Raw genomic sequence first — 17,982 nt, 5'->3', positions numbered from 1 at the left:
GCGTACGGTGAACCACATGCCAGTTCTCCCCGGAGCCGAGCCGTACCGCCACGAGGGCGGTGAGGTGGGGGTGCTCCTCTGCCACGGCTTCACCGGCTCGCCCCAGTCGCTGCGCCCCTGGGCGGAGCACCACGCGGCCCACGGCCTGACCGTCTCCCTGCCGCTGCTGCCCGGCCATGGCACCCGCTGGGCGGACATGCAGCTCACGACCTGGCAGGACTGGTACGCGGAGGTGGACCGCGAGCTGCGCGTGCTGGCCGCGCGCTGCTCCCGGGTGTTCGTCGCGGGCCTGTCGATGGGCGGGGCGCTGGCCCTCCGGCTGGCCGCCCGGCACGGCGACCGGGTGGCCGGCGCGATCGTCGTCAACCCGGCGAACAAGGTGCACGGACTGTCGGCGTACGCCCTGCCGGTCGCCCGGCACCTGGTGCGGACGACGAAGGGCATCGCCAGCGACATCGCCAAGGAGGGCGCGGCGGAGCTGGGCTACGACCGGGTGCCGTTGCACGCGGCGCACTCGCTGCGGCTGTTCCTGCGCCGGCTGGACGGCGAGCTGCCCCAGGTCACCCAGCCGTTGCTGCTGCTGCGCAGCGCCCGGGACCACGTCGTCCCGGCGGCCGACTCGGCGCGCGTGCTGAGCCGGGTGTCGTCCACGGACGTCACGGAGCTGGTGCTGGAACACAGCTACCACGTGGCGACGTTGGACGTGGACGCGGACCGGATCTTCGAGGAGAGCCTCGCCTTCATCGGCCGGCTCGCACCCAGTGTCGGCAAGGAAGGGACGGCCGCAGTTGGCTGAGCACGACTCCGACCGTGAGGGTCGTGAGGACCGAGAGCGCCGTGAGGGCCGCGAGGGCCCGGAGCCGGACAAGCAGGAGGTGCCGTTCGACGAGGACGCCGCCTGGCGGGCCATCGTCGCCGGGTACGGCCAGGAGCCGCCGGATCCGCCGGGCACCCGGCCGTTCAGGTCGGTGGAGGATCTCGCGCTGCCGGAGCCGGACGAGGCCACGGACCCGGCGGGGGAACCGGTGCGGGAAGCGGTGAAGGAACCGGAGACCGAGCGCGACCCGGACGACCCCGCGGGCCGGCGGCCCGCCCGCCCGCTGGGCGGCTCGGTCTCCTTCGCGCCCGGTGTGGGCCCGCGCGACTACAAGCTGTCCGAGCCCTCCGACGACGACCTGGGCGAGGACGACGAGGGCCACTTCGTGCCGCCGGAGCCGCCGCCGCTGCCCACCGCGGACACGACCGCCAGGTTCGCCTGGCTCGGCGTGGTCGGCGGCCCCGTCCTGCTGCTGCTGGCGGTGCTGCTCGGCTGGGAGATGACCTGGTGGCTGGCGACCGCCGGCATCGGCGGCTTCCTCGGCGGCTTCGCGACGCTGGTGGCGCGGATGCGCACGGACGAGGAAGGGGACGACGACCCGGGGCGCGGCGCCGTGGTCTGACACCGGTCCCCGACCGGGACGAAACCCCCTAGGACGCCGGGACCCTCAGGGCGGCCAGCACCGGCAGGTGGTCCGTGGCCGCCCTCAGGTCCGTCTCGCGCACGCCGGGCTGGTCCAGCGGGACACCGCAGCCCAGTACCTCGACGCCCCGGGTCGCGAAGACCGCGTCGATGCGCCGGCGGGGGTCTGCGGGGGTGGAGGTGAACTCGCCGCCCCAGGGCGCGGTGGCACGGCAGTCCTGGAGGCTGTCGGCGAGGCGGCGGAAGGCCGGGCCGTCGGGGCGTTCGTTGAGGTCTCCGCCGGCGACGGCGTGCTCGACGCCGAGTCCGGCGAGGCGGTCGAGGAGCAGGGCGCCCTGGGCACGGCGCTCGTCCTGCCGGAGCGAGAGGTGACAGCTGAGGACGCCCAGGCGGGCGCCGCCGAACCGGACCACCGCGGTGGCGAAGCCGCGGCGGTGCAGACCGGGGGTGAGCGGCAGGAGGACGTCCTCCGTGCGCTCGACGGTGGCGCGCAGGGAGCAGAGGATCGCGGGGCCGGCCGCCGTGGCTCCGCCGGTGAGGACGACCTGGCCGGAGGCGGCCGCCAGCCGGGCGAGCTTCTTGCGCCAGCGGAAGAAGCGGGGGGCCTCCTGGACCAGGACCAGGTCCGGGGCGCAGGCGGCGATCACCCTGGCGAGGGCGGCCGTGTCGTCCCGCATCGAGCGGATGTTGTAGCTCAGGACCCTGATGACCGCGGAACCGTCGGGCTCGGTGCGGGAGTTGGGGAGCAGCTCCATGTGGATCAATGTACGCCCCCGGCCCGGGGCGTGCGGTGGGTGCCCGTGCGACGCGTGCCGCACGGGCACCCGGCCCCGCCGCCTTCCCGGCCGGCCGGCGCGGTGGCCGGACGCCGGGGAGACGGGGAGGCGGGGGTTACATGATCGGGTCGGGCTCCCGCGCCAGGTCCGCCGCGCCCACCATGCCCGCCTTGTTGCCGAGCTGGGCCGCGATCACGTCGGCCACCGGGCGCCAGTTGCCGCCCACCAGCCAGCGCTTGTACGACTTGCGGATCGGGTCGAGCACCAGCTCGCCCTCGTCGGAGAGGCCGCCGCCGACGATGAAGGCGGACGGGTCGAAGAGGGAGGCCAGGTCGGCGAGGCCGGCACCGGCCCAGCGGGCCAGCTCGCGGTAGGAGTCGACGGCCACCGGGTCGCCCTGGCGGGCGGCCATCGAGATGTGCTTGCCCTCGATGCCGTCCGGGGTGCCGTCGCCCATCGAGAGGAGCACCTCCGCGTTCTCGGGGGTGGCGTTGGCACGCTGCTTGGCGTACCGGACCAGGGCGCGACCGGAGGCGTACTGCTCCCAGCAGCCCTGCGAACCGCAGCCGCAGAGCAGGCCGTCCGGGACCATCCGGATGTGGCCGAACTCGGCGGCGACGCCGAAGTGGCCGCGGCGCAGCTTGTTGCCGATGATGATGCCGCCGCCGAGGCCGGTGCCGAGCGTGATGCAGATGACGTTGCGGTGGCCCTTGCCGGCACCGAACTTGTACTCGCCCCAGGCGGCTGCGTTGGCGTCGTTCTCGACCACGACCGGCAGGCCCGTGCGGGCCTCGACCTTCTCCTTGAGCGGCTCGTTGCGCCAGTCGATGTTGGGCGCGAAGTACACCGTGGAGCGCTGCCGGTTGACGTAACCGGCCGCACCGATGCCCACGCCGACGATCTCGTGCCCGGCGCGCGCGCCCTCCACGGCCGAGGCGATGGCGTCCACGATGGCCTCGGCCGTGGAAGGGGTCGGCACCTTGAAGGTCGAGAGGATGTTGCCTTCCTCGTCGACCACGCCGGCCGCGATCTTCGTGCCGCCGATGTCGACGCCGATGGTGAGTCCCATGAATCCCTCAGTTCCGGTCGTGCCCCGCTACGGCCAACCGTACCCGAGGCCCCACCGTGGGAGGGCTTCAGTCCAGGTCGATCCGCTCCCCGGGCCCGGTGCCCTCGCCGGGGTCGCGCCGGTCCGGACCGTCGCCGGCCGCCGGGCCGCCGCCGGCCGCCGGGTCGGCGCCGCGGGCGGTCCAGCGCCGCTCCTGGGACTGGACGGCCGAGCGGTAGGCGGCGAGCAGCTCGCCGCCGGCGGCGGCCAGGTGGTCGAAGACGTCCGGGTTGCGCTCCATGACGGGTTCCACGGCGGCCTTCGCCTGCTGGACGACCTGCCGCACCGCCTGCTGGGCGGCCGGCCCGGCGAGGCCGCCGAGGAGCGGCGACGGCAGACCGGACAGCCTGTCGGCCACCGCGTCCACGAGCTTCCTCAGCTCCTCGGCGGCCGAGCCCGGCGGCGGGCCGTGCTCGGTGCGGCGGCGGGTCTTCTCGGCGGCGAGGTCCTCGGCACAGGCCGTGGCCCAGGCGTCGGCGTCGGTCGCCCGCTCCTGCGGCGGTTCGGGTGCGGAACGCTCTTCGCTCATGGCGGACTCCTGACTGCGGTTCGCCCTTACGACGTTACCCGAACGGACGTGCCCGGTTCACCGTCCGCCACCCGGCCACAGTGACGGATCCGGGGCGAAGCGGATGCGCAGTTCCCCGTCCCGCAGTCCGGCGCCGGCGACGGTGCAGCGGCGCAGGGCGGAGGGCAGCGGGACGATCCGGCGGAACGGACCCACGGTGATCAGGAGTTCGTCGCCGCGCCGGACGAGGTCCAGCTCCTCCCGTATCGCGCCGGGCAGCGGGAGGTGCCAGACCAGCACGCCGTCCTCGGCGGTCCGGTCGGTGACCGGCCACCCGGCCGTGGCGGGAGCGGGGTTGACGGCCGGCACGGCGAGCGCGGCGAGGTCGTCGGGGCCGTGCGGGTCGCGGCCGAGGTGCGGGACGGGGTGGACGTCGTAGGGGTCGCTCCAGTCGGCGAGCGTCTTGCGCTGCTGGGCGAGGAGCCCCGCGAGCCAGCCGTCGGGGGCGGCCTCGGGCAGGGTCCGGTTGGCGATCAGGGCCTCGGTGCGCAGCCCGCGCAGGGCGAGGCCGAGGCCGGCGGTGCGGACCGCGTCGGCACCGGCCGGGCCGGGCTCGGCGACCAGGCGTACGGCGGTGTCCCGGTCGGTGAGGACGGCCTCGACGGCGGCCAGTTCGACGTCCCAGCGGGCCGCGGTCTCGTACAGCCAGTCGGCGGGCATGGGCACGCCGGCCAGCCGGCCGAGGACCGGGCGCAGGGCGCGGGCGGCCTGCCGCTCGGGCGGGAGGAGGCGGCGCAGGTAGCGGCGCAGTTCCTCGGGCAGGCCGAGCAGGGCGAGCGCCGGGGCCAGGGGCGGGAGGTCGGCCACCAGCAGGTCGTACCGTTCGCTGAGCGCTCCGTCGCGCAGCGCGCGCAGGAAGGACAGCTCCTCGGCGCCGGGCAGCGGGGTGACCTCCTCGGCGTCCAGTCGGGCGGCGCCCAGCAGGTCGAGGACGTTCACGGCGCGGGTCTGGAAGGCGGCGAGGTCCTGCCGGAAGCGTTCCGTGGCGTCCGGACGCCAGACGGTGAGGTGCGGCGCGGCCTGGACCGGGGCCGGTCCGGTCGGGGTGCCCAGGGCCGTGCCGGGGGTGTCGGTGCGGTCGGCGCTGAGCAGGAGCGTACGGACGCCCTCGCCGGCGGCGCGCAGGGCGGTCGCGGCGGCGATCGTGGTGCGCCCGCTGCCGCCCGGGCCCGTGATCAGGATGGTGCGCATGACGGTGAACGGTACCGCCGTGCGCGGGGCGGGGACCGGGGCGACTACTCGTCGCCCGACTCCACCCGCTTCTTCAGGCCCGCCAGCGCCCGGTCGATGATGACCTTCTCCGCCTTGCGCTTGATCATGCCGAGCATGGGGATCTTGACGTCGACGGTGAGCCGGTAGGTGACCTCGGTGGCGTCCGGGCCGGCCGGCGCCAGCAGGTAGGTGCCGTCCAGGGAGCGGAGCATCTGGGACTTGACCAGGGTCCAGGAGACCTCGTGGTCGCCGGTCCAGGTGTAGGCGAGGGTCTGGTCGTCCTTGATGGCGCCGGCGTCCATGACGAGGCGGACCTGCTCGGCGCGGCCCTGTCCGTCGGCGGCGAGGACCGTCGCCTCCTTCACCTCTCCGGTCCAGTCCGGGTAACGCTCGAAGTCCGCGATCACCGCCATGACGTCGGCCGGAGCGGCCTCGATCGTGATGCTCGAACTGGTGTGTTCCGCCATCGCCGTGGCTCCTCCGGATGCGGGCCGTGTGGGGAGAGGTCTGTGTGCGCCGGGCTGCGCACGTCTGTGCAGCGTGAAGGCTACCGCGCCGCCGGCCCGCGCCCCTCACCCCGTCCGCCGGGCCTCACCATTCGAGCACCCAGGGGGTGCCGGTGCCGGCGAAGTGCCCCACGTTCACGCACTCGGTGGCGCCGATCCGCATCCGGCGCGCCAGGGGCTGGTGCACATGCCCGAAGAGCGCGTACCGGGGCCGCGTGCGGCGGATGGCGTCCAGCAGGGCCCGGCTGCCCCGCTCGAAGCGGCGGGCCACGGTGTCGTAGACGAGTTCGGGGACCTCCGGGGGAATGTGGGTGCACAGCACGTCGACCTCGCCGACGGCCTCGATCTTCGCCGCGTACTCCTCGTCGCCGATCTCGTACGGGGTGCGCATCGGGGTGCGCAGGCCGCCGCCGACGAAGCCGAAGGTGCGGCCGCCGATCTCCACCCGCTGGCCGTCGAGGACGGTGGTGCCGGGTCCGGCGTACTCCGCCCACAACTGCGGCATGTCGACGTTGCCGTAGGTGGCGTACGTCGGGGTGGGGAACGCGGCGAACAGCTCGGCGTACTGCCTGCGCACCGCCTTCTCGATGGCCGTGGCCCGGTCGGTGCCGATCCCGGCCCACAGCCGGGCGCCGAACTCACGGGCCTCGGCGAACCGGCGGGCGGTGCGCAGCGCGACGATGCGGTCGGCGTTCTCCTCGCCGAAGAGGTCGGGGAAGATGCCGCGCGAGTGGTCGGCGTAGTCGAGGAAGAGGACGAGGTCGCCCAGGCAGATCAGGGCGTCGGCACCGTCGCCGGCCCGGGCCAGGTCACGGGCGTTGCCGTGGACGTCGCTGACCACATGGATCCGGGTCCGCCGGTCGCCGGTGCGTGGGGATGCCATGGTGATCAAGAGTAAGCCTGTGGGGTGTGGGTGAACAGTGCCGGTCCCGCCTGCGGTTACTCGCCGGTCGGTTCACTCGTGGACTACTGTGCGCGAAGGAACGCCCCCGTGTGTGACGCAGCGAACATCTCGGCACGACCCCCTGTCCTAGACGCCATACCGGCGGGTAACGTCCGGGCAGTCCAGTCGTGCTCTGGTTTTCAGCCACCGAAGTACCCGAGCACTGCCCGAGCCTTGGACCGCACCGTCGCATCGCACAACGTCGTGGCGCCGGCGCCCTATGAGGAGCAGCAGTCTTGCGCGAGTTCAGCCTTCCGGCTTTGTACGAGGTCCCCGCGGACGGCAATCTGACCGATATCGTCCGCAGAAACGCCGCGCAGCACCCCGACGTCGCCGTCATCGCCCGCAAGTCGCAGGGCGTCTGGCAGGACGTGACCGCCCGGGAGTTCCTGGCCGAGGTCCGCACCGCCGCCAAGGGTCTGATCGCCTCCGGGGTGCAGCCGGGCGACCGGGTGGGGCTGATGTCCCGGACGCGGTACGAGTGGACGCTGCTGGACTTCGCGATCTGGAGCGCGGGCGCGGTCACCGTGCCGGTGTACGAGACCAGCTCGCCGGAGCAGGTGCGGTGGATCCTGTCCGACTCGGGCGCGACGGCCTGCGTGGTGGAGCTGGACGCGCACGCGGCGGCGGTGGAGTCGGTGCGCGAGTCGCTGCCCGCGCTGAAGCACGTCTGGCAGATCGAGGCCGGTGGCGTGGCGGAGCTGGGCCGGCTCGGGCAGGACGTGTCGGACGAGGCGGTGGAGGAGCGCGGCTCGCTCGCCAAGGCCGACGATCCGGCGACCATCGTGTACACGAGCGGTACGACCGGGCGCCCCAAGGGCTGTGTGCTCACCCACCGCAGCTTCTTCGCCGAGTGCGGCAACATCGTGGAGCGGCTGCGTCCGCTGTTCCGCACCGGTGAGTGCTCGGTACTGCTCTTCCTGCCGCTCGCGCACGTCTTCGGGCGGCTGGTGCAGATCGCGCCGATGATGGCGCCGATCAGGCTGGGGTGCGTCCCGGACATCAAGCACCTCACGGACGAGCTGGCCGCGTTCCGGCCGACGCTGATCCTCGGTGTGCCGCGGGTCTTCGAGAAGGTCTACAACTCGGCTCGGGCCAAGGCGCGCGCGGAGGGCAAGGGCCGGATCTTCGACAAGTCGGCGGACACCGCGATCGCCTACAGCAAGGCGCTGGACACCCCGTCGGGCCCGTCGTTCGGCCTGAAGGTCAAGCACAGGGTCTTCGACCGGCTGGTCTACGGCAAGCTGCGCGCGGTGCTCGGCGGCCGGGGCGAGTACGCCATCTCCGGCGGCGCCCCGCTGGGCGAGCGGCTCGGCCACTTCTTCCGGGGCATCGGCTTCACGGTGCTGGAGGGGTACGGCCTGACGGAGTCCTGTGCGGCGACCGCGTTCAACCCGTGGGACCGGCCGAAGATCGGCACGGTGGGACAGCCCCTGCCCGGCTCGGTGGTGCGGATCGCGGACGACGGCGAGGTGCTGCTGCACGGCGATCACCTGTTCAAGGAGTACTGGAACAACCCGGACGCGACGGCGGAGGCGCTGGCCGACGGCTGGTTCCACACCGGTGACATCGGCACCCTCGACGAGGACGGCTATCTGCGGATCACCGGCCGGAAGAAGGAGATCATCGTCACGGCGGGCGGCAAGAACGTGGCCCCGGCCGTGATCGAGGACCGCATCCGGGCGCACGCGCTGGTCGCGGAGTGCATGGTGGTGGGCGACGGGCGGCCGTTCGTGGGCGCGCTGATCACCCTCGACGAGGAGTTCCTGGGGCGATGGGCCGTCGAGCACGGCAAGCCGGCGGGTTCCACCGCGGCGTCGCTGTGCGAGGACCCGGATCTGCTGGCGGCGGTCCAGGCGGCCGTGGACGACGGCAACGCCGCGGTGTCGAAGGCGGAATCGGTGCGGAAGTTCCGCATCCTGTCCTCCCAGTTCACGGAGGATTCGGGCCATCTGACCCCGTCGCTGAAGCTGAAGCGGGGCATGGTGGCGAAGGACTACGCCGGCGAGATCGAGGCGATCTACGCCAAGTGATCGCGGGGCGGGCTCGGGGCGCGGTGTCCTCGGCGAGGACCCGCGCCGGCGTGCGTTCGGCGGGGGCCGTGATGGTGACGCACGGGTCCATGCCGATGTTCCCGGGCACGAGCGAGCCGTCGGTGAGTCGGGGTTGTCCTATCGGCAGTTGACGCCGCATCAGTTTCGCTGGCGTGTTCCGCAGCATGTGCGGACTCTCCGCATTCGGCCAGGGCGTGGCCAGGATCAGAGGAGATCCCTCAGCTTCTCCGCCAGCAGGTCCCAGCGCCACCTCTCCTCGACCCACCGCCGGCCCCGCTCCCCCATCCGGCGGCGCAGTCCGGGGTCGCCGAGCAGGGCGACGATCCGTTCGGCGGTCTCTCCCACCGAGCCGCCCCGCACCACCCAGCCGGTCTCCCCGTCGAGCACCGCGTCCGGCGCGCCCCCGGAGTCGCCCGCGACCACCGGCAGACCGGTGGCCGACGCCTCCAGGTAGACGATGCCGAGGCCCTCGACGTCGAGGCCGCCCCGGCGGGTCCGGCACGGCATCGCGAAGACGTCCCCGGCGCCGTAGTGGGCGGGCAGTTCGGACCAGGGCACCGGGCCGGTGAAGCGGACGGAGCCGGCGACACCGGTCTGGTGCGCCAGTCGGCGCAGGTCCCCCTCGTACGGTCCGCCGCCGACGATCAGCAGGACCGCCTCCGGCTCGGCGGCCAGGACGGCGGGCATGGCCCGGATCAGGGTGTCCTGCCCCTTGCGCGGCACCAGGCGGGAGACGCAGACCACGACCGGCCGGTCGGTCAGGCCGAGCCGGGCCCGGACCTCGGCACCGCCGGACTCCGGGTGGAAGGTCTTCTCGTCGACCCCCGGCGGCAGCTGCACCATCCGCGCGGCCGCCCGCGGGGTGAGGGCGGTGGCGATCCGGGACCGGGTGTACTCGCCGAGGTAGGTGATCGTGTCCGTGCCCTCGCCGATCCGGCGCAGCAGCCGCCGGGCGGCGGGCAGCTGGGCCCAGCCGGCCTCGTGCCCGTGGGTGGTGGCCACCAGCCGCTCGGCGCCGGCCGCGCGCAGCGCCGGCGCCATCAGGCCGAGCGGTGCCGCCGCGCCGAACCACACCGAGGTGCAGCCGTGCTCGCGGAGCAGTCCGGCCGCCCGCCGGGTCACCCGCGGGGTGGGCAGCAGCATGGTCGTGCGGTCGCGCACCACGGTGAAGGGCTGCTCGGCGTCGAAGGCGGCGGTGGCCTCGGCGCCCTCCCGGCCGCGCTTCCAGGTGGAGGCGTAGACGACCACCCGGCCGGGGTCCAGGCGGAGGGCCATGTTGTGCAGGAATGCCTGGATGCCGCCCGGGCGGGGCGGGAAGTCGTTGGTGACGATCAGGGTCTTGTGCATCGCCGCCGACCCTACCGAACGGACCCTTCCCGGCCGGGCGCGGCCGGGTCTGTGGCATCCGCGCAGGGGCGCGGGACATCATGGTCGCTCGCAGCGGATTCGAACGGCACGGGACGCGGACGGCAGGGGATCACGTGGAGACGAAGGGTGCCGGGCGGTCCCTGGCCTGGCTGCTCGGGACCTGGGCCGTCACACGCGCGGTCCTGCTGCTGTTCGTGTTCCGGGTCTACGTCTTCCCGGGCCCGGACGTCACCTCGGACGTGTCGGTGATCTACCGCGGGTGGTACGAGGTGCTGCGCCAGGGGACGTTTCCGCTGGACGACGTGACCTGGCAGTACCCGCCGGCCGCGGCCCTGGCGGTGCTCTCCCCCGCCGCCCTGCCCTTCCTGTCGTACGCGCACGCCTTCTACGTACTGGCGTGCCTGGCCGACGCCGCCGTGCTGGCGCTGCTGCTCCGCGCGGGCCGGCTGCCCGGCCGCTCCCCGCGCGGGGCCGGGGTGTGGGTGGCGGGGGTGCCGCTGCTCGGCCCGACGGTGTACGCCCGCTACGACGTGATGGTGACCGCGGTGGCCGTGGCGGCGCTGCTCGCCGGGGCCCGGCACCCGCGGCTGATGGGGGCGCTGACCGCGTTCGGGGCGCTGCTGAAGGTGTGGCCGGCGCTGCTGCTGGTCGGTGCCGTGCGGCGGCGGGCGTGGGGGTCGGCGGCGGTGACCGCGGCGGGCGTCGCGCTGCTGTTCGCGGTGTCCATGCCGGGCGCGTTCGCGTTCCTGACCTTCCAGCGCGACCGGGGCACCGAGGTGGAGTCGCTGGGCGCCCTGGTCTTCCACGTGGCCCGGCACTTCGGCTGGCGCGGCGAGGTGTTGCTGAACTACGGCTCGATCGAGTTCCTGGGCCCGTACGTGGACGTGGTCAGCGCGGCCGCGCTGGCGCTGACCGGGGCCGCGTTCGGCTGGCTGCTGCTGTGGCGGCTGCGCGCGACCCGTCCGGCCCCGCACACCCTGGCCGAGGCGGCGCTGACGGCGGTGCTGCTGTTCACGGTGACCAGCCGGGTGATCAGCCCGCAGTACCTGGTGTGGCTGATCGGCCTGGCCGCCGTCTGCCTCTCGTACCGGGCGAGCCGGATGGCCGCGCCCGCGCTGATGGTCGTGCTCGCGTCCTTCGTCACGGTCCTGGAGTTCCCGCTCGGCTTCTCGCACGTGGTGCTGAGCGACTGGTACGGCGTCGCGCTGCTGGGCGTGCGCGACGGCCTGCTGGTCGCGGCCACGGTCACGGCGGCCCGCCGGCTCTGGCGCTCCACCGTCCCGCCGTCCGCGACCGCCCCCTTCCCGCCCCGGCCCGCCCGGACCACCGGGACGCCGGTCTCCTCCTGACGCGCCGGCGCGCTCAGCCGAGCTGCGTCCTGACGTAGTCCCGCCAGCCCGCGGTGAACTTGCCCGACGTCGTGCCGAGCACCTTCCCCAGGGCGTCCTCGACCGCCCCCGCCCGTCGCGGGTGGGCGCCGACGGCCCGGTAGAAGGCGCCGAGCCGGGCCGGGCCCCACCGGTCGGCGATCATCCGGCAGGCCAACCAGCCGCTCTCGTAGGCCCGCGCCAGCTTGGTGGGGTCGCTGGTGAAGCCGAAGTCCGCGTCGGCGGGGAGCGCCCGCGGCACCTCGCCGTCCCGTACCGCCCGGCCGAGTTCCGGGGCGGCCTCGGCGGCGGTGCGGCCGGTGCCGAGGTAGCCGATCCAGTCCGCGTACCCCTCGGAGAGCCACAGCGGTGTGGCGGCGGTGGTGTCCGCCCGGGTGGCGACATGGGTGGTCTCGTGGGTGACGACGACCTGCCGGCCGGTGTCGCCGAGCGTCGAGTAGGCCTCCGGGTTGACCACCACCCGGTCCGCGGGCGCCTGGCCGGAGCCTCCCGCCTCGCCCGTGGTGACGGCCGCGATGCCCCGGTAGTCGGCGGCGGGCGAGCCGAGCAGGGCCGCCATGCCCTCAAGGGACGCCGGGACGAGGACGACGACCCGGCGGCTCCAGCGGGTGCCCCACGCCCCGGAGACGGCCGGGACCGCCCGGTCGGCCAGCCGGGCGAACGGCTTCAGACCGGCGGGGGCGCCGGTGCCCAGCACCAGGCTGTGCGTGCCCCGGACGGCGGTCACCGTGCCCTGGTCCCACAATTGCTGCCCGGCCTCCCGCGCGGGTCGGTCGGCGGTGACGTACCAGCGGCCGTCGGCGGTGCGGCCGAGGGTGAGGGTGCGGCGGGTGTCGACGGGGGCCCGGTCGTAGCCGGTGACGCGGTAGCTCAGGTAGGCGTCGGCGGTGGCGCCGGAGGCGGTGCGGCGCACGGCGGTGACCCGGTAGCCGAAGGAGGCCAGCGGGACGGCGCGCAGCCGGATGTACCCGGTGCGGGTGCCCGTGGCGCCGTACGCCCGCTCGTCGTGGCCGAGCAGCGCCGCCGAGCGCCGGTCCAGCACCCGCTGCACCTCGGTCCGGGCCGGATCGGGCGGCGGGTGCCCGCCGCACCCGGCGAGCGGCGCCAGCAGCCCCAGCGCCACCGCTCCGATGCTCCACGCCCGTCCGCGACCAGCCACTTCCCGATCGTACGGCGCGGAGCGCGGTCAGGGCCGGGTGACCGAGGAGACCGGCATCATCCCGACCGGGTCGTAACGCACCGGGGCGCCGGGATAGGGCGCGTGGATGACCCGGCCGTCACCGGCGTACATCGCCACATGGCTGGCGTCGGAGCGGTAGACGACCAGGTCACCGGGGCGTGCCTGGGAGAGCGGGACCCGCCGGCCGGCCGACCGCTGCGCCTGCGAGGTGCGCGGCAGGTGGACGCCGGCGTGCGCGTACGCCCACTGCGTCAGGCCCGAGCAGTCGAAGCCGGAGGGGCCGTTGGCGCCCCACACATAGGGGCGGCCGAGGGCGGAGCGGGCGGCGGCCAGGGCCGCGGCGGCGCGGCCGTCGGCGGCGGCCGGGCCGGGCAGGTCCGGGCGGCTGCCGCGGGAGGCCCGCTCGTAGGCGGCGCGTTCCGTGGCGGACAGGGCGTTGATCAGCTGCCGGGCCCGGGCGAGCTTGCGCTCCACGGTCCGCTTGTGGGCGGCCGCGGCCGCGCGGCTGCGCTCCAGTTCTGCCAGGATCCCGGCCGCCTCCGCGCGCTCCTGGCCGAGTGCGCGCAAGCCGGACCGCAACTCCCCCAGCCGGCCCGCCTGCCGGGTGCCGATCCGGTCGAGCGTGGCCGCCTTGTCCAGGTAGTCGTCGGGGTCGGCGGAGAAGAGCAGGGCGACCGCCGGGTCGATGCCGCCGGCGCGGTACTGCGCGCCGGCCAGCGAACCGAGCTGCTCGCGCAGGTCGTTGACCTTCTGCTGCTGCCGGGCGATGTGGTCCTGCGCGGCGCGGACCCGCCGGCGCAGCTCATCGGCGCGCTCGTCGGTCGCGTCGTACGCCTGGGTCGCCTTCTCGGCCTCCTCGTACAGCCGGTCCAGCTCGGCGCGGGCGCCGCCGCCCGGCGCCCCCTGCGCGGGTACGGCGCCGAGCGCGGCCGCCGCGGCCGACAGCGCGCACAGGGCGGCGGCGCCCCGGTCGAATCCGGACGGTGCAAGGCGGCGATGGGACCCCACGGCAGTCCTTCTGCAGGCGGACACAGACCGTTTCCCCGGCGCCTGGGGACGGGGAGGCCCCGGCGCCGGGGAAACGCGGCAGACAGTAGCCGTGGGAACGGGTCCGGACCAAAGACATCGGCGTCAACACACGCTGACGCCCCGCCGCTGACGCAGGTCACCGGCGGGGCGTGGGGTCAGTTCCGGTTCCGGTGATTCGCCCGTTCGGGCGCCACCGTGTCCGGGTCGGGCGCGGGCGTCAGACGCGGACGCCGAACATGAACGGGCCGCCGATGGTGGTCATCGACTCGTACCGGACCACCGTGCCGGTGCGCGGGGCGTGCAGGATCTGGCCGTTGCCCGCGTAGAGACCGACGTGGTGCAGGTCGTTGAAGAAGAAGACCAGGTCGCCGACCTTGAGGTCGCTCTGGCTGTAGATCCGGGTGCCGATGTTGGCCTGCGCCTCGGAGGTGCGCGGGATGGAGACGCCGGCCTGGGCGTAGGACCAGGAGGTCAGACCCGAGCAGTCGTACGAGGAGGGGCCCGTCGCGCCGTAGACGTACGGCGAGCCGATCCTGGTCTGGGCGGCGGCGAAGGCGGCCTGGGCGCGGCCGGAGGCGGGCGGGGCGTCCCTGAGCTCCACGCGCTCGGTGGAGGATCGGCTGGCGCGCTGCTGCTCCTCGGCGAGCTGCGCCTTCTCCTTGGCCGTCAGGGTGTTCAGGAGCCGCTGCGCCTCGGCGAGCTTGCCCTGGACTTCCTTCTTCTTGTTGCCCAGCTCGGTGCGGGTGGCGGAGAGGTCCTTGAGCTTCTCGCCGGCCTCGGCCCGCTCCTGGGCGAGTTCGCGCTGCTTGTCCTGGATCTTCTTCAGCGCGTCGACCTGCTGGCTGCTCAACTGGTCGAGCGTGGACGCCTTGTCGAGGTAGTCGTCCGGGTTCGAGGAGAGGAACAGCTGGACCGAGGCGTCGATGCCGCCGGAGCGGTACTGGGCCGTGGCCAGCGAACCCAGGCCGTCGCGCAGCTTGTTGAGCTCCTCCTGGCCGCGGGCGACGTCGTCCTGGATGGTGGAGATCTCCTTCTGGAGCTTCTGCTGCTTCTCCTTGGCGCCGTTGTACTTCTCGGTCGCCTGCTCGGCCTGCTCGTAGAGCTTGTCGACCTTCGCCTTGACCTCGTCCTTGCCGAGCTTCTCGCTCGGCGCGGCGTTGGCGGCGTTGGCGCTGAGCGCGACAGCAGCTGCGGCAGCGGTGGTGAGCACGGTCACACGGGTGCGGCTCGGCTGCTTGGGTCGACGGTGGGACGCCACGGAGGACGACTCCTTCTTGTGAGTGATCACCCGTTCGGAGGTTCGAGCCAGACCTTAGTGACCCAGTTGTGATCAGTTCAAATCCTCGCGGCAAAAAAACCCGCTACGCCACGCATTCTTTGCACACAACTCACCTGTGGTGATGCGTGGTTGACACTACGTTGCGCGACGATCGGCTCAATTCGGGCATCGACTATGCCCGTTGGACCTTCAGGACAACCGCTTCAGAAGCACCGCGGAAGCCACCGGACGGGCACCCGCCTTGGCGACCCCGTCGGCCACCTCCCGGTCGGTGGAGGCGACGATGACCGGACGTCCGGGCGGCTCCGCGCGCACCAGCTGGCGGATCAGCTCGTCGGCCGTCACACCCGGCTTGGAGAACAGCACCCGCACCCCGCGCGGCGGCGCGAGCAGCACCGGCGCGGCCAGCTCGGCGCCGTCGAAGACGCACGTCACCTCGGCCCCGGTCTGCGCGGCGAGCGCCGAGAGCTGGCCCAGCAGCCGCAGCCGCTGCTTCTCCAACGGCATCTGCGGATAGCCGGTCTTGGTCACGTTGTAACCGTCGACGACCAGATGTGCCTGCGGCAGGGCCAGGAGCTGATCGAGAATGGCCGGATCATGCTCGGACAGGGCGCGCGCCGCGATGTCCTTCGGCGTCATCCGGCCCGGCTCCACCGCGTCGACCGTCTCGGCCGGGCGCACCGACACCGGCGGCAGGGCGAGTTCGCGGCGCAGCCCCTGGGTGGCGTCCAGCAGGGTGTCGAGCAGCAGCCGCACCCGCATGTCCTCCACGCTGCGGCCCTCGCGGGCCGCCCGCCGGGCGGCCTCCAGCCCGGCCTCGGCCTCGCCCAGCCGGGCCTTGAGCCGCCGGGACTCGCTCTCCGCGGCCGACACCTGCGCCTGCGCCTCGGCCCGCACGGCGTCCACCTCGCCCCGCGCCTTGCGCAGCGCGGCCTCGCCCCGCTTCACATCGCTGAGCGCGGAGCGCAGCTTGCGGTGCAACGCGTCCGTCTCCCGCCGCACCGCCTCCAGCTCCGCGCGCAGCCGTTCGGTCTCGGCCCGGGTGTGGTCGCGGGCCAGCGCCAGCTCCGCGCGCAGCCGCTCCAGCTCGGCCCGGCTCTCCTCGTCGGCCCGCTCGGCGTCCGCCCGCTGCGCCTCCTCGCCGGCCGCGGTGACCAGCTTCACCCAGCCCGCCGGGCGCAGCACATAGGCCGCCGCCGCCACGTCGAGCGGGTCCGCGGCCGGGGGCGGCGAACCGGCGTCGAGGGCACCGGCGAGTTCCGGCTGCGCCTCCCGGAACCGATCCCCGATCCGCTGCCGGAACAGCGGTTCGGTCTCCAGCGCCGCCGCCATCGCGTTGCCGGCGAACTTCGCCCGGCGACTCGGCGTGAACCGGGCGTACTGCCTCAGCTGGGCGGGCAGTTCCGTCACCGTCAGCCCGCCGAACGCCTCGGCCACGATTCTCACCACCCGCCGGCGCACGCCGTCGGGCAGGGGACGGTCAAGCACCTCAGCGGTGCCGTCGCCCGGCCCCCCGCCTGCGGTCTCCACCATCCGTCACACCCCAATACCGAGATCGCTCTCCGGGGGCCGCTCCGCTTCAGGAGCCGGCGCCCGGCCTGTCCACGAGTTCCACCTGGTCCACCGCGTTGCACCAGCGGCAGCGCACCGACTCGATGGTCTCACTGACCACCTCGCGCTCCTCCACCGTCGGCTCACCGGCCAGGTCGAGGTGGACGTACTCGACGACCTTGGACGAGCGGGTCACGTCGAAACGGGTGAGGTTGCCGCAGAGGGTGCAGCGCCACCGGGTCGTGGCGGTCGGCAGGGGAACCGTCATCGCGCTGGTTCGCTTCCTTCTCGTGTCGGTCCGCGCCGCTCCCCGACGCGTGTGGCTCGTAACCCTACGGCCTGGCGGGGACTCGCCGCCCGTCCGTTCACGGCGGCGAGGCGGTCTGTCAGCAAGCGTCCCGTTACGTCATGCTCTGTAGTTGTGATCAGCACCTGGAGCACGGCGGCCGGCAGGACACTCAGAGCGGTCCGGGGCACCTCGGCGCCCGTGACGTACGGCCTCATCGCCGTGTGCAGTCTGCTCTTCGCCCTCGGACCGGCCTCCGGGTTCGTCCCCGGGTACGGCACCGGGGACGCCCTGCTCGCCGCGCAGCGGGTGTACTTCCACCGCTGGGGCGTGGTCCCGGCCGAGCTGTTCGACGGGCCGGCCGGGGCCGCGCTCACCCCTGCGACCGCGCTCTTCGTGCACGGCAACTGGGTGCATCTGCTCGGCAACATGCTCTTCCTCTTCGTCTTCGGAGCGATGACCGAGGAACGGATGGGCCGGGTCGAGTTCACCCTGTTCTACGTCGGCTGCGGATACCTCGCCCTGCTCGGCTACGCGGCGGCCAACGCGGCCTCCGGGCAGTCGCTCGTCGGCGCCTCCGGGGCGGTCTCGGCGGTCCTCGGAGCGTTCCTCTACCTGTTCCCCCGAGCGCGCGTGACCAGTCTTCTGCCGTTCCTGTTCTTCCTGCCGCTGCGCTTCCCGGCGTGGGTGGTGCTGCCCTGCTGGGCGGCCCTCCAGTGGCTGGCGGCGGAGCAGGCCTCCGAGGGGCCCGGGGTGGCCTACCTCGCGCACCTCATCGGCTTCGGCCTGGGCTTCGGCTACGCGTGGGTGCGTCACGGCCGTGGGACTAGAGTGAAGGCCGCACCGGCTCCGGCCACCGAGGGAGAGAGACAACCGTGATCACCGCGATCGTTCTGATCAAGACCAGCGTGGACCGGATCCCCGAGATCGCGGAGCGGATCGCCGCGCTGGACAGCGTCAGCGAGGTCTTCTCGGTCACCGGCACCTACGACCTGATCGCCATGGTCCGGGTCCGGCAGCACGAGGACCTGGCCGAGGTCATCCCGGCCCGCATCAGCAAGATCCCCGGCGTCGAGGCCACCGACACGCACGTCGCGTTCCGCACCTACTCCCAGCACGACCTGGAGGCGGCGTTCGCGATCGGCCTGGACAACTAGGAGCTTCTCCTCGAATTCAACCCGGCCGCCGCGGCGACGCCGGGGCGCGGGATCACGCGGCCGCCCGCGCCGAGCCGGTGCGTGACCGGGTCCGGGCGCGGGCGGGGGTGCGCGCGGG

Annotated in this window: 18 protein-coding genes; 6 read left to right on the top strand and 12 right to left on the bottom strand. The window is 73.8% G+C overall.

The genetic code is table 11. From position 1 onward, the window contains the following. Window positions 1-16 precede the first annotated feature (16 nt). Together IF37_RS0116315 and IF37_RS0116310 are read left to right on the top strand one after the other, a co-directional pair. Window positions 17-796 carry a carboxylesterase gene (locus tag IF37_RS0116315; RefSeq protein WP_030742587.1) on the top strand — a complete coding sequence of 260 codons (780 nt, stop codon included), beginning with the start codon at window positions 17-19 and terminating at the stop codon, window positions 794-796. Continuing rightward, a complete protein-coding gene (locus IF37_RS0116310; protein ID WP_030742585.1) occupies window positions 789-1,439 on the top strand; it encodes a hypothetical protein in 651 nt (216 codons plus the stop codon). Before IF37_RS0116315 ends, IF37_RS0116310 begins: the two co-directional genes overlap by 8 nt. A 28-nt stretch (window positions 1,440-1,467) precedes the next feature. Here the strand turns inward: IF37_RS0116310 and IF37_RS0116305 are convergent, their stop codons facing one another. The 6 genes from IF37_RS0116305 to IF37_RS0116280 all read right to left on the bottom strand — a co-directional run bounded on the left by IF37_RS0116305 (window position 1,468) and on the right by IF37_RS0116280 (window position 6,512). After that, window positions 1,468-2,214, bottom strand: coding sequence for an endonuclease/exonuclease/phosphatase family protein (locus IF37_RS0116305; protein WP_030742583.1), 747 nt, complete (start codon window positions 2,212-2,214; stop codon window positions 1,468-1,470). Between the two features lie 136 nt (window positions 2,215-2,350). Then, window positions 2,351-3,304 carry an ROK family glucokinase gene (locus IF37_RS0116300; RefSeq protein WP_030742581.1) on the bottom strand — a complete coding sequence of 318 codons (954 nt, stop codon included), beginning with the start codon at window positions 3,302-3,304 and terminating at the stop codon, window positions 2,351-2,353. Window positions 3,305-3,371: 67 nt separating this feature from the next. After that, the gene (locus tag IF37_RS0116295; RefSeq protein WP_030742579.1) at window positions 3,372-3,872 is read right to left on the bottom strand and encodes a DUF5304 domain-containing protein; all 501 of its coding nucleotides are present in this window, start codon (window positions 3,870-3,872) and stop codon (window positions 3,372-3,374) included. A 57-nt stretch (window positions 3,873-3,929) separates the two neighbouring features. Then, window positions 3,930-5,102 carry an ArsA family ATPase gene (locus IF37_RS0116290; protein WP_030742577.1) on the bottom strand — a complete coding sequence of 391 codons (1,173 nt, stop codon included), beginning with the start codon at window positions 5,100-5,102 and terminating at the stop codon, window positions 3,930-3,932. Window positions 5,103-5,146: 44 nt separating this feature from the next. Then, a complete protein-coding gene (locus IF37_RS0116285; RefSeq protein WP_030742575.1) occupies window positions 5,147-5,590 on the bottom strand; it encodes an SRPBCC family protein in 444 nt (147 codons plus the stop codon). 124 nt (window positions 5,591-5,714) lie between these two features. Beyond that, window positions 5,715-6,512, bottom strand: a complete 798-nt coding sequence (locus tag IF37_RS0116280) for a metallophosphoesterase (RefSeq protein ID WP_030742573.1) — start codon at window positions 6,510-6,512, stop codon at window positions 5,715-5,717. A gap of 296 nt (window positions 6,513-6,808) precedes the next feature. On the opposite strand from IF37_RS0116280, the gene IF37_RS0116275 reads away from it, so the two are divergent. Continuing rightward, window positions 6,809-8,605, top strand: coding sequence for a long-chain fatty acid--CoA ligase (locus IF37_RS0116275; protein ID WP_030742571.1), 1,797 nt, complete (start codon window positions 6,809-6,811; stop codon window positions 8,603-8,605). 225 nt (window positions 8,606-8,830) lie between these two features. On the opposite strand, the gene IF37_RS0116270 is transcribed toward IF37_RS0116275, so the two are convergent. Further along, on the bottom strand, window positions 8,831-9,973 hold the full coding sequence (locus tag IF37_RS0116270; protein WP_030742569.1) for a glycosyltransferase family 4 protein: 1,143 nt from the start codon (window positions 9,971-9,973) through the stop codon (window positions 8,831-8,833). A gap of 134 nt (window positions 9,974-10,107) precedes the next feature. Here IF37_RS0116270 and IF37_RS0116265 point away from each other — a divergent pair, with 134 nt between their 5' ends. After that, on the top strand, window positions 10,108-11,343 hold the full coding sequence (locus tag IF37_RS0116265; protein ID WP_030742567.1) for a glycosyltransferase family 87 protein: 1,236 nt from the start codon (window positions 10,108-10,110) through the stop codon (window positions 11,341-11,343). Between the two features lie 13 nt (window positions 11,344-11,356). Here the strand turns inward: IF37_RS0116265 and IF37_RS0116260 are convergent, their stop codons facing one another. The 5 genes from IF37_RS0116260 to IF37_RS0116240 form a co-directional block, all read right to left on the bottom strand. Further along, the gene (locus tag IF37_RS0116260; protein WP_253915778.1) at window positions 11,357-12,541 is read right to left on the bottom strand and encodes a hypothetical protein; all 1,185 of its coding nucleotides are present in this window, start codon (window positions 12,539-12,541) and stop codon (window positions 11,357-11,359) included. Window positions 12,542-12,568: 27 nt separating this feature from the next. Beyond that, on the bottom strand, window positions 12,569-13,570 hold the full coding sequence (locus IF37_RS0116255) for an NlpC/P60 family protein (protein ID WP_030742564.1): 1,002 nt from the start codon (window positions 13,568-13,570) through the stop codon (window positions 12,569-12,571). A gap of 238 nt (window positions 13,571-13,808) precedes the next feature. Then, window positions 13,809-14,849: an NlpC/P60 family protein gene (locus IF37_RS0116250; RefSeq protein ID WP_030742562.1), complete on the bottom strand. Its 1,041-nt coding sequence runs from the start codon at window positions 14,847-14,849 to the stop codon at window positions 13,809-13,811. A 210-nt stretch (window positions 14,850-15,059) separates the two neighbouring features. Continuing rightward, entirely contained in the window at window positions 15,060-16,403 is a 1,344-nt protein-coding gene (locus IF37_RS0116245) for an NYN domain-containing protein (protein WP_030742560.1), read from the bottom strand. A 46-nt stretch (window positions 16,404-16,449) separates the two neighbouring features. Then, window positions 16,450-16,689 (bottom strand): hypothetical protein, encoded by a 240-nt coding sequence (locus IF37_RS0116240; RefSeq protein WP_014672226.1) that lies wholly within the window; start codon window positions 16,687-16,689, stop codon window positions 16,450-16,452. A gap of 153 nt (window positions 16,690-16,842) precedes the next feature. On the opposite strand from IF37_RS0116240, the gene IF37_RS0116235 reads away from it, so the two are divergent. Next, window positions 16,843-17,586 (top strand): rhomboid family intramembrane serine protease, encoded by a 744-nt coding sequence (locus tag IF37_RS0116235; protein ID WP_030742558.1) that lies wholly within the window; start codon window positions 16,843-16,845, stop codon window positions 17,584-17,586. Then, the gene (locus IF37_RS0116230) at window positions 17,583-17,864 is read left to right on the top strand and encodes an Lrp/AsnC family transcriptional regulator (RefSeq protein ID WP_030742549.1); all 282 of its coding nucleotides are present in this window, start codon (window positions 17,583-17,585) and stop codon (window positions 17,862-17,864) included. The genes IF37_RS0116235 and IF37_RS0116230 overlap by 4 nt, the downstream gene beginning before the upstream one ends. The last annotated feature ends 118 nt before the right edge of the window (window positions 17,865-17,982 follow it).

The organism is Streptomyces sp. NRRL S-31 (assembly GCF_000718775.1).
Classification (GTDB): Bacteria; Actinomycetota; Actinomycetes; order Streptomycetales; family Streptomycetaceae; genus Streptomyces.
This window is presented reverse-complemented; position numbering and strand designations above follow the sequence as displayed.